Genomic DNA, 11965 nt, shown 5'->3' with positions numbered 1-11965 from the left:
CTGCATTTATTATAATTTTCTTTTTATATTTTTGTGCATTTTGCCATATTCTTATGCTTATCTGTTTAATGTGATATAAACTTTCTAATCTTATATGTAAAAAAACGCTTATACATTGTTTAGTTTATAGATTTCATCTGTTTATTCTCTGCCATTTTCAGCCTGTGTTTTTTTTACATTTTCTGCTATTTTGTGACTTATATTGCAGCATTTTCCTTTTTTTCTGCTTTATATGCTAAAAATCCCTGTGGGTATTTTATAGATCCACAGGGATTTCTTCTCTTTCTTTTAAACTTTTTTTATTATTTATCTTTTGATGCCTTTTCTGCACTGGATGTCTGGACCAGATCTTCATAGTTCACCCGCTGAGACAGTTCTCCTGCATCTTCCAGGATATCCTGAAGAAGCTCAAAACTGTGTTTCTCAAAAATAAGATTTTCTTTCCAGGTATCCTGGTCGTAATAGCGTTTTACAATAGTAGTGATAGTTTCAATATCTGTTTCCTTGAATTGTGGTGCGATCACTTCTGCGATCTCCTCCGGAGTATGGACTTGAACATAGTTCATTCCTTTCTGCAGTGCATCGGTAAATTTCTGGATGATCTCCGGATTTTCTTCCATATAACTTACTTTTGCACTGTAGGATGTGTAAGGCACATATCCGGATGCTTCTCCAAGAGATGCCACCACATAACCCCCACCTTCTTTTTCCAGGATCGTGGCTGACGGTTCGAACTCTACAGTATATGCAGCTGAATCATCACCGGTAAAAGCTGCCGCTGTGGAACCGAAATCGATACTCTGGTCAATAGTCAGATCCTTTTGCGGATCAATGCCGTTTTTCTTCAGAATATATTCAAATACCATTTCCGGCATGCCACCCTTACGACCGCCAAGAACCTTCTTCCCTTTCAGATCCTCCCATTTGAAATCAGGCATCTCTTCTCTCGCCACAAGGAAATTCCCTGCACGCTGGGTTAACTGTGCGAAATTCACGACAGGATCAGTTGCACCCTCCTGATAAGCATAGACAGATGCTTCTGCGCCCATAAATCCGATATCTGCCTCACCGGAGATTACAGCAGTCATCGTTTTATCTGCTCCAAATCCCGTCACCAATGTCAGATCCAGACCTTCCTCAGCAAAATATCCCTCCTCGATCGCAACATACTGAGGTGCGTAGAAAATCGAATGCGCCACTTCATTTAAAGTGACTTTGCTCAATTTCTCCTCTTCCTTATCTTTCTTTGCTGCAAAGACTGTCATCGGCAACGCCGTCACTGCCAGCACAACTGCAGCTGCCAGTGCGATCCATTTTTTATTTTTCATACAGATACTCCTTTTTTGACTTCTGATTTTAGCATATGCCCAAAGGACCTGAAGGGTTCTGCCGAATGGATTGGTACGTCTTCAACAGGTAAAAATCTACTCTACCGTTCATTACGATCTGTGCTATAATAGAGCTCATAACATCAGCGTTCCCTCCTGTCACTTTCCGGAACGCTGTAAACAGGAGGAAATCAATATGGATATTAAAAAGGAAATCCACGCATTATCAGAAGAAATGCTCACAAATCTTGGCAGACTGGTTGCCATTGACTCCCAGCTCGGTACACCTTCCGAGGGAAAGCCATTCGGTGAGGGCCCTGCAAAAGCCCTGGAAGAAGGACTTAAGATTGCCGAAGAGCTTGGCTTTAAAACCGTAAACCTGGATAACTACTGTGGTTATGCCGAAATGGGTGAGGGCGATGAGATCGTCGGCATCGCCGGTCATCTGGATATCGTTCCTGTAGGTGGAGACTGGACCTACGATCCGTTCAGCCTTACCCGTGAAGGCGATCATGTATACGGCCGTGGAACCACTGATGACAAAGGCCCTATCCTGGAGGCGCTTTATGCCATGAAGCTTCTCCGCGACCACGGCGTGAAGCTGAACAAAAGAGTCCGCCTGATCATGGGCTGCAACGAGGAAACAGGTTCCAGATGTATGGCACACTACAATCAGGTAGCAGAAGAGCTTTCCTGCGGTTTCACACCGGATGCCAGCTTCCCGTGTATCCACGGTGAAAAAGGCCGTGCATTTATGATGGCCTATTCTAAAAATACCCGCATCATCTCTGCAAACGGCGGCTTTGTTGCAAATGCAATGTGCGACACCTGCACAACTGTGATTCCTGCAGATGCCGGCCTGAAAGAAAAACTGGAAGCAGCACTGTCCCAGAGTAAACTTCAGGAATACAAAGTAACAGAAGAAAACGGTGAGCTTACCATTTATGCCAAAGGTGTTCCTGCCCATGCCAGCACACCGGCACTTGGTGTCAATGCTGCAGGCGTAACTTTCGAATGCCTTGCAAAAGCCGGATTCGAGGATGATTTTGTAGAATTCTATAATTCTCATCTTGGAACTTCCTGCGACGGTTCTGGTATTGGCCTGAAATTTGCAGATGAATACGGCGACCTGACATTCTGCAACGGAATCGTCAAAACAGAAAACGGAGTGATCTCCTGCACCATCGACATCCGTGTTCCTGTAACACTTGGTGAGGCAGAACTCCGCAAAATGTGTGAGGACAAACTGGAAGACAAAAACGGTCGCATTGAGATCGTTGAAGTTGGCGCACCGTTATTCTTCCCAAAAGAATCTCCTCTCGTAACCGCACTGTATAAAGCCTACACAGATGTTACAGGTGACACTGAACATAAACCGGTAGTCATCGGAGGTGGCACTTATGCCAAATCCCTCAAAAACATCATTGCTTTCGGACCTGAAAAAGAGGGAATTGATTACCGTATCCACGGAGCCGATGAGTTTATCCTGGTATCTGGTATGGAAGAAGCGGTACTGATCTATATGGAAGCGATCAAAAACCTACTTGCGATCTGAAATCAGGAGGATACGAAATCATGAGTACAAAAGCTGAATACGCTACAAAATTACACGAGAATGGCTGTAATTGTGCACAGGCAGTTGCCTGTTCTTTCTGCCGGGAATTTGGCATTGATGAAAACGAGATGTTCCGTATTGCCGAGGGCTTCGGACTTGGAATGGGTGTTATGGAAATGTGCGGTGCTCTTTCCGGAATGGCTATGATCATCGGACTTTCCAACAGCCGCGGAAACACCGAAGAAGGTTCCGGCTCCAAGGGTGACACTTACAAAAAGCTCCGCACCTATATCCAGAAATTCAAAGAAAAAAACGGATCCTGTATCTGCCGTGAATTAAAAGGTGTGGAAACAGGCAAGGTTCTCTGCAGCTGCCCGCAGTGTATCACGGATGCGGTTGCTCTTACAGAAGAATATCTTGCGGAAAACAGATAATCTCATAAAATAGAACAGCAGAATTGTATATTCCCTGTAATCCCGGGACATACAGCTCTGCTGTTTTCTTTTCCTGTTCCTATTCTCTTTTCACTGTCAGATCCTTCACCCATCTGTATTTCTTATAATCCAGGTACACCGCCGGGATCTTTACAAATTCATCCAGGCTGATGAGCTTTCTGGTAAAAATGCCAGGGCTCTTTTATTTTCCATTTATTTTTGCCCACGCCTCCTCATCAAACTTACGATCCTTAAAGTAATATGGCTTGTCCGCATCTGTGATCTCTCAGATAAAACTTTTGTTCTGCCTCTTCTAACTCATCCCCGATCACACCGTCTTCCTGAATTTCGCCGGTGACACTCCAAACTGCTCCCGGAACAGATGATAAAAGTGGCTCACATTGGAAAATCCGCAGCACTCACAGATATCCAGGATCTCCCGGTCTGTCTGTGCCAGAAGATAAACTGCATATTTCAGACGCTCCTGGTTGATATACTGGGTAGGCGTTTTCCCACAGATTTGTTTCAGCAGCCTGCAGAGATGGCTTGGAGAGCAGGGAGCCAACTCGCACATTTTTTCGTAGCCTTCCTGGAGATTTTCAATCTTTGACATATTTAAGAGAAGCTCTGACAACCAGGAAGGCATCTGATTCCAGGGATCCTTTTCATCATAAGTGAAGAAATAATCCTCCAGAAGAAGTGCAATGACACACTGCGCATGATATCTTGCGTGCCGAGGATGGCTACTGTTTACCAACTTTCCCGCAGTATCCATTGCATCCAGAACCTTGCGGAAATTTTCCCCTTCCAGATGTACATAGGCAGGCATCTCACCATTTATCAGTTTATCCATCTTTTCCTCCTGCTCCAGAAACAGGGAAACATTCCGGAGCACCTGGGTAGAAAAGCCCAGATTCCGGACGCAGAAATTCTCCGAATGATAAAAGTTATAGCTGTGCATATCATTGGGGCGTATAAAAAACAGATCCCCCTTCCTTACTGTCTGCACAGAATCATTGATCATATGATAGGCCGTACCCTCTGAAATGATGAAAAGTTCATAATGATTATGAGTATGTATTGGCACATGCTTGTAAATATCCGAAATCGTATAGGAAAGTCCGGACTCTCTGTTCAGCGGATACTGTTCTTTTCCAAATACCGGTATTTCCATCTTCTCTTCTCCTCCCCACTTTCTGATATCAATATACTACAAAAATCTGACAGCTGTAAACAAGAAACATCGTGTAAATTGTGATATTCTTTTACCGCATTGAAGAAGATTTTTCATTGAAGATGATTTCTCTGATGCAGAAACTTACTCTTTATTTTTTTCAGGGAGGACTTATTATCATGTCATCATCCAAAACTCGATTTTTTAATCCGGCTGTTGTAGGTCTGATCATGCTCAGCTTTTTCCTTGGTACCAGTGAATATACGGTGATCGGTATCCTTCCGGAAATTGCGGACGGATTCGGGATTTCACTGACTCAGGCCGGAAACATTGTATCTCTGTTTGCCTTTGCCTATGGCCTGGGCACTCCGTTTCTGGCTGCCTATGTGGGAAAATACAACCGTTTTCGTATTACCATGCTGGGAATCTCACTGTTTGCGCTCTGCAATCTGATCTGTGCCATTGCTGTCAATTACATGGTATTTCTGGTGTTCCGTATTCTTACGGCTGTGGTTTCCGGCACTGTGGTCTCCATCTCCATGACTTATGCGGAAGATGTTGCTTCCATTCCGGAGCATATCCCTGGTGTGATCGCAGGTGTTTTTTCAGGCTTCAGTGTCGCTTCTGTTGTGGGTGTGCCTATCGCTTCCACCATCACCCAAGTTTTTGGCTGGCGTGCGGCTTTTATCACGATCTTCGTGGCAACCCTGGCTCTGCTGGCACTTCTGTTTGTGAAGCTGCCGCGACAGAACCGGCTGAAGGCCGGAAGTATTCTGGAACAGTTTAAGCTTTTTCTGGACAAAAGGATCTCCATTGGCTGTGCCATCGTTTTCCTGGCAGGTGCCTCCACCTACTGCTTCTATACCTATCTGACACCGATCTTCCAGCAGGAGCTTCATATTCCGGATTCCATGCTGAGTGTTGCGCTTCTGATCTTCGGTATTGCAGCGATCACCAGCAATGTAAGCTCCGGTCAGGTGGCAAACAAAACCGGCATCCGCCTGCTGCCCCTGATCTACGTCATCCAGACTGTATGCCTGCTGCTTCTGCCCATTGCCACCCATAATCTGGTAAGCGGAGGACTGGTACTTTTTATCCTCGGTGTTATGATGTATCTTCTGAACTCACCACTGCAGATGCATTTTCTGAAGATTGCCACCAGAGAGCATCCTGCCTGTGTAAACCTGGCATCTTCTCTGATCTCGGTTTTCTTTAACTTTGGTATTGCAGCCGGTTCTGCCATGGGTGGAGTGATCGTAAAATATGCCGGACTTCGTTTTGTAGGGATCGGAGGTGCAGTTCCAGGCATCGGAGCAATCATCTGTGCTGTGATCCTGCTTCAGATCATGAAGCCTGGTGCGGATATCCGGTAAGTAAAAATACAGCCAGGAAATTATCCGGATCTTATATCTGATATTCCTGACTGTATTTTATTCTCTCAATATTCTTCTGTTACTGATGTGGTTTTATTTTCATAGTCTTTCAATCCCATAATCAGGACTTTTCTGCATTCCTATTTCATCTCGATCCTAAACAGTCTGGCTGCTTTTTCCAGAGGCATCTTCACTACAAGATTTCCGTTTTCGATCTTATATTCGCACATCTCTTCCTTCGGATAGATCACAGATACTCTGCGGATCTGATCTGCATTTTCCAGAGGGATCACTGCTTCTGTTGTTCCTGGTGTCCATACAGAAAGATAGGTATTCTTCTCTGCTTTCACTCCGTAAGCAAGAACTTCAGATTTCAGAGTTCCAAAACCAAGTGGGAAAAACGGCACGCCGTCACAGACTTCCTCTCGGATCTCCTTATACAGGGAGATTCCCTCCTTCATACGGTTCATGGAATTTTCTCCCAGCTTCCATACCATACCGCTGATATATGGGCGGAGAAGCATACCATTTACTACATTGTAGATCACATGCTCTTCTTCATCCTCATACGGATATACCCACATACCTCCCTGCTCCGGAGTTACCGCACTGGCCACGTTGGCAGCGATATTGGCATTGTAGAGGTAATCCGTCTGATCACTGGTAGACTGCAGGCTTAAGATCTTCAGCATACCATAATCCATACGCTGTCCTCCGGAACCGCAATTCTCCACAACAAGCTCCGGATAATCCCGGAAAATCTCCTCATACCACCGGTGAAGGCATTCATAATGCTCACGGATGGCATCTGCACAGCTGTCACTGTTCAGGTCACTTCCGTATCCCATGGTTACGTTATAGTCCACTTTAAAGTACTCTACGCCGTAATCATTGATCAGCCTGTCTACTACATCACGGCAGTATTTCCGTACCTCCGGATTGCGGAAATCCAGCATATAGCGTTTATTGTCAATGTGGCGTTTTCCATGGCGGCAGACAAACCAGTCATCAGGAAGCTTGTTTGCCAGCTTGCATGCAACTCCCATAACCTCGATTTCCAGCCAGAGTCCCATTTTCAGGCCTTTACTGTGTGCATAATCGCAGACTTCTTTCAGACCATTCGGGAATCTTCCGGATGCTTCTTTCCATTCCCCGACACGGTCCCACCAGAATCCGTCATCATACCATCCCGCATCCAGACAGTAATATTCACATCCGAGCTCTGCTGCCTTGTCAATAATGGAAAGCTCCCGCTCAGTTGTAGGGTCTCCCATCAGGCAGTTCATGTAATCATTAAATACCACGTTCAGTTTCTCATCGTCCGTATTTGGTCTGCGTACTTTTCTCCGATATCTGGTCAGTGCCGCTGCTGCCGGATTCAGGCCACCTTTTACAACAGCTGCCCCTGCCGGAACGGTTGTGAAGCTTTCTCCCGGTTTCAGATTCTTATACCAGCCGTGCTCCTGCTCTGTGGCGCCGCTTAAGGCAAGATACAGATTTCCGCCCTGTGCAGAGCCGTATTCTGCCAGCCACTGTCCTGAGCTTTCAATCTGGAAAATATATGTCTCCCCTGTTTCTCTGTCCTCTGCAATTCCCATGGGAAGATACTCACAGGTAGACCAGGTGCCCTTTCCGCTGTAGCAATAGCGGTTCAGGCCATATCCCTGATGATTGAAGCCATCTACGACCATGCCGTTTAAATTCAGTGTTTCTGCATCGTATTTCTGCCACTGAGCCTCACAGCACCAGCTGTTAAACGGCACATAGATATCTGTTTTTTTATAATAAGGCTTCTTGCCACCTCTGGAAATCCCCTGATACATAAAAGAAGAAACATAGGTCAGCCCCTGATCCTCGCTTCCCTCGTTGATGATCTCTGTCCAGGTCTGTACTGCCGGCACTCCGTCAAACAGGCGCATATGATATACTGCTTTCAGCTTTTCCGGGGAAACCATTACGATCTCCAGCTCTTTTCCGCCGTCCTGTGCCTTCAGCTCATGGTTCTCATAAACAAAATCCACAGAGGACTGATTGATGTTGTTTTTGTAGGCATGCATATTCAGGCTGCCTGTACCGCTTCTGTGGATCTCAACAGCCGGATAACAGATATCCTCCTTCGGCTCCATAACTGTTTTTTTTACTTCCTGTGAAGAAAAATCTGCCAGCTCTACCACACCGTTTTCTCTGATACGGAACTGGATATCCAGGCCGTTTTCATGTAATTCGATCGTTTCCATTTCTCTATTTTTACAACTCATATAAAGTATCCTCCCGCTTTTCTAATCCTGCTCACAGTATAGCATCTGTTTTTTTATAAGGTGACAGGTATCATCCCCTGAATGTAAAAATGCAATATATTGTCGTATTTATTTTTACATGATATACTGTTTTCAGACTATAAAACAGACATTGCAGCCAATGTGGATTGCGAATATCTGCTTAACTCGCACTTTTCAGTTCATACGTTCACATTCCGCTTCGCAACATATTCAGGAGGTTTTTCATGCCAGATATTTTTCAGGACTCTTCCCGGTATTTCCATGTTTCTGCTTTTTACGCTCTCTCCCTGCCTTATTATCATATGGAGCATCACACCCATTCCAGCTATGAGATCATGTATATCACCTCCGGTTCCTGCCGGGTTTTCTGCCTGAATGGCACACAGGATACAGAATTCCCGCTGAAATCCGGACAGTTTATCTTTATCCGGCCGGATGTACCTCACAGGCTGGAGATCCCGGATGGTTTTCCATGCTCGATCCTGAATCTGGAATTTTCCCTTACTTCCGAAAAAAGCCCGGTTTCTCCAGAGCTTCTTGTAAAAAAGGATCCCGGATTTTCCCGGTTCTGGAATTTTATGGATTCCTCCCAGGGCTTCTGCTCCGGCACGGATTCCCGAAGCTTAGGATACAGTCTGAAGGATCTGCTCACCTTTCTGCATCACAGCTCCGGTCAGATAAATGAGGAAGAATTTCTCTTCTTTCTTCTTTTCAGCCGAATGCTTACAGAGCTTGCATTCTGCGCCCGCTCCAGCCGGAGTGCCCAGGGAATCGTCCATCTGAAAAAAGCACTCCGCTACATTGATGAGCATTATCTGGAAGATATTGATATTCCTGCCATCTCCGCATATGCAGGGATCAACAAATCCTATCTGCAGGCACTCTTTACAGAAAAAAACGGCTGCACCATCAATACTTATATTAACCGCAAGCGTATGGAACAAGCAGTCTTTCTTCTGTGCAATAGTACTCTGCACATTACGGATATTGCCTTTTCTTCCGGATACAACAGCCGGCAGCATTTTGCACATACCTTCGAAAAATTTTATCATATGAGCCCTTCCCGGTACCGAAGTCTCCATACACGACCGCTTCAGTCAGATACAAAAAAGAAGCGGTACCATATGGCCGATGGACTGAAGCTGGAAAGCGAACCCTTTCCTCAGAAATAAAACTTACCATCTTCAATACACCTTCCGGCTGATATCTGCGATCCACGTCTGATCAGCCGGAAAAAAAGAGACCAGGCACGAAGCTCTTATCTCTTCGATAACCTGGCCGGCTTTTTATATTATTTTGAAAAACTCTTCTATGGAAGCAGATTCTGCATACTCTTCAGACTGATCGCCAGTGTGGAGGTATTGTGCAGAAGTGCGGATGTAGTCGGCTGCAGAATTCCCGCAACACCGCAGGCGATCAGACCTGCGTTAAAAGTAACGATGAAACGGTAGTTACGTCTGATGCGTTTCATCAAAGCATTGCTGATTTCCTTGAGTACTACAAGCTCCTGAAGATCATCTGCGCCTACTGTAATATCTGCGATCTCACGTGCGATTTCTGCTCCGTCACTGATGGCAATACCAACATTGGCCGCGGAAAGTGCCGGTGAATCGTTAATTCCGTCACCTACCATAATAACCTTTCTTCCGGCTGCCTTCTCTTTCTCAATGAAGTTAGCCTTGTCTTCCGGAAGTACCTCGGAATAATATTCATCCACGCCTACACGTCTGGCAATGGCTGCTGCTGTACGCTCGCTGTCACCTGTCATCATAACGATCTTGGAGATTCCTGCTGCGCGCAATGCATCAACAGAAGCCTTCGCTTCCTCACGGAGCGGATCCTCGATGCAGATCACGGCTGCAAGGCGTCCATCGATTGCAAGATAAAGGTGGGAATACTCCTCCGGAATATTATCGAATTTCGCCTGTCCATCCTCCGGAATTACACACTTCTCATCTTCAAATACGAAGTGGTAACTTCCGATCACAGCTTTATGATCTTCAATTGTTGTGGAAATGCCGTGTGCTACGATATATTCAACCTTGGAGTGCATCTCCTCGTGGGCCAGCTGTTTCTTCCTGGCTGCGCTGACAACGGCCTTAGCCATGGAGTGGGGGAAATGTTCCTCCATACATGCTGCGATACGAAGCATCTCATCCGGATTGTTCTCCTCAAATGATACCACATCCACAACTGTCGGTTTCGCCTTGGTCAGTGTTCCTGTTTTATCAAATACAATAGTATCTGCCTCAGCAATAGCCTCCAGATATTTACCGCCCTTAACTGTTACCTTATGTGTACCAGCCTCACGGATCGCGGACAGTACGGAGATCGGCATTGCAAGCTTCAGAGCACACGAAAAATCTACCATGAGGATTGCAAGTGCCTTGGTAGCATTTCTGGTGAGGAGATATGTAAGTGCTGTTCCGCCAAGTGTATACGGTACCAGCTTGTCTGCCAGATGCTCTGCTTTGCCTTCAAGGGAAGATTTCAGCTTCTCTGATTCCTCGATCATGGTAACGATCTTATCGTAACGGCTGGAACCGCCTACTGTCTTCACACGGATCGTGATCTCGCCTTCCTCAACAACAGTGCCTGCATAAGCTACGCTGTCCGGCTTCTTGCATACAGGTACAGACTCTCCTGTAAGAGATGCCTGGTTAACCATAGCCTCTCCATCTGTAACAATTCCGTCAAACGGGATAACGGTACCCATTCTTACTACTACTTCATCTCCCGGCTGGATCTCTCCGGACTCTACCAGGATCTCCTGCTCATCCTTCTTAAGCCATACCTTGCCCACGTTCAGGGACATGGTTCTGGCAAGATCGCCAACGGATTTCTTATGTGTCCATTCCTCCAGAAGCTCTCCGATTCCAAGCAGGAACATAATAGAGCCTGCTGTACCAAAGTCCTGACGGAATACAGATACGCCGATAGCAGTTGCATCCAGAACCGGCACCTCGATCTTGCGGTGAAGAAGTGTATCAATACCCTTCCAGATATATTTCAGGGAAGTAGCTGTTGTATAGATCGCATTCAGCGGATATGGCAGAAAAAGCTTTCTTCCATAATGACAGATCACCTTGGATATCAGTTTCTCCTGATATTCTGAATTCAGGGCTCTTCCTGAGCTCTGCAGTACCTGTGACGGAACTTCCACATCCTGATAATGGAACGCCCGGATACCGGAAATGATCTCCGCTCTGCTCCCCTGATAGCATACTACTGCATCACAGGTTCTCTCATATACCTTGGCAGTAACCACTCCGTTAAGGTTCTCAAGGTAATATGCCAGTGTATCTGCCTGCTCATAGCTCATTCTCTTCTGATCAAGATGGATACGAATCCTGCCTCTTGTCTCATGTCTGATAAAAAATTTCACGGAAAATCGCCTCTTTACTCAGCTTTCTCTTCTGCTGCTTCTTCTGTTGCCTCTTCTTCTGTCTCTTTGAAAGCATCCTCACCTGCAGGCTCTTCTGCTGTCTCAACATCTTCTACAGCCTCTTCCGCTACTGCTCTCTCCTCATTGATTTCCTTAGCCTCAGCATAAATATCTTCAGCGTTCTCCTGAAGGTTTGTAGCTGTCTTCATGATGCAGTCTTTAGCTCTTAAAACGGCTGCTGTACATCCTGTGTAAAGCATCTTCGCATCCTTGCTTGTAAGGATCTTGATTCCTGCTGTTCCGAAAAGAACACCTGCTGCAAAAAGTCCTGATTTTTTAAATTTGAAGTCTGCCATAATAATCTCCTCCTGATATGATTATTTCTTTACTGTTTTCCGGGAGCTCTTCTTAAATCTGCCCCGATATTTTTATCATTA

9 protein-coding genes are annotated in these 11965 nt (G+C 45.7%); 4 read left to right on the top strand and 5 right to left on the bottom strand.

All coding sequences use genetic code 11. The features are described 5' to 3' along the window. Positions 1–302: 302 nt before the first annotated feature. Positions 303–1328, bottom strand: a complete 1026-nt coding sequence (locus AC04Q4_RS15460; RefSeq protein ID WP_476389259.1) for an ABC transporter substrate-binding protein — start codon at positions 1326–1328, stop codon at positions 303–305. A 196-nt stretch (positions 1329–1524) separates the two neighbouring features. Here AC04Q4_RS15460 and AC04Q4_RS15455 point away from each other — a divergent pair, with 196 nt between their 5' ends. Next, entirely contained in the window at positions 1525–2883 is a 1359-nt protein-coding gene (locus tag AC04Q4_RS15455) for a M20 family metallopeptidase (RefSeq protein WP_195455892.1), read from the top strand. 20 nt (positions 2884–2903) lie between these two features. Further along, entirely contained in the window at positions 2904–3317 is a 414-nt protein-coding gene (locus AC04Q4_RS15450; RefSeq protein WP_296048897.1) for a C-GCAxxG-C-C family protein, read from the top strand. Positions 3318–3645: 328 nt separating this feature from the next. On the opposite strand, the gene AC04Q4_RS15445 is transcribed toward AC04Q4_RS15450, so the two are convergent. Further along, complete coding sequence (locus tag AC04Q4_RS15445) at positions 3646–4491, bottom strand: AraC family transcriptional regulator (protein ID WP_173738598.1); 846 nt, start codon at positions 4489–4491, stop codon at positions 3646–3648. A gap of 179 nt (positions 4492–4670) precedes the next feature. Between AC04Q4_RS15445 and AC04Q4_RS15440 the strand changes: the two genes are divergently transcribed. Beyond that, positions 4671–5864 carry an MFS transporter gene (locus tag AC04Q4_RS15440; RefSeq protein ID WP_173738597.1) on the top strand — a complete coding sequence of 398 codons (1194 nt, stop codon included), beginning with the start codon at positions 4671–4673 and terminating at the stop codon, positions 5862–5864. Between the two features lie 140 nt (positions 5865–6004). On the opposite strand, the gene AC04Q4_RS15435 is transcribed toward AC04Q4_RS15440, so the two are convergent. Beyond that, a complete protein-coding gene (locus AC04Q4_RS15435; RefSeq protein WP_476389258.1) occupies positions 6005–8122 on the bottom strand; it encodes an alpha-galactosidase in 2118 nt (705 codons plus the stop codon). Positions 8123–8367: 245 nt separating this feature from the next. Between AC04Q4_RS15435 and AC04Q4_RS15430 the strand changes: the two genes are divergently transcribed. After that, positions 8368–9315 carry a helix-turn-helix domain-containing protein gene (locus tag AC04Q4_RS15430; protein WP_476389257.1) on the top strand — a complete coding sequence of 316 codons (948 nt, stop codon included), beginning with the start codon at positions 8368–8370 and terminating at the stop codon, positions 9313–9315. A gap of 137 nt (positions 9316–9452) precedes the next feature. Here the strand turns inward: AC04Q4_RS15430 and AC04Q4_RS15425 are convergent, their stop codons facing one another. Beyond that, on the bottom strand, positions 9453–11528 hold the full coding sequence (locus AC04Q4_RS15425; RefSeq protein ID WP_476389256.1) for a heavy metal translocating P-type ATPase: 2076 nt from the start codon (positions 11526–11528) through the stop codon (positions 9453–9455). A 14-nt stretch (positions 11529–11542) separates the two neighbouring features. Continuing rightward, positions 11543–11884: a DUF6110 family protein gene (locus AC04Q4_RS15420; protein ID WP_476389255.1), complete on the bottom strand. Its 342-nt coding sequence runs from the start codon at positions 11882–11884 to the stop codon at positions 11543–11545. Positions 11885–11965: the final 81 nt, after the last annotated feature.

This window comes from Blautia sp. HA8986 (genome assembly GCF_056504635.1).
The sequence above is the reverse complement of the archived record's forward strand: the minus strand, read 5'-3'. Positions and strand labels throughout refer to the sequence as shown.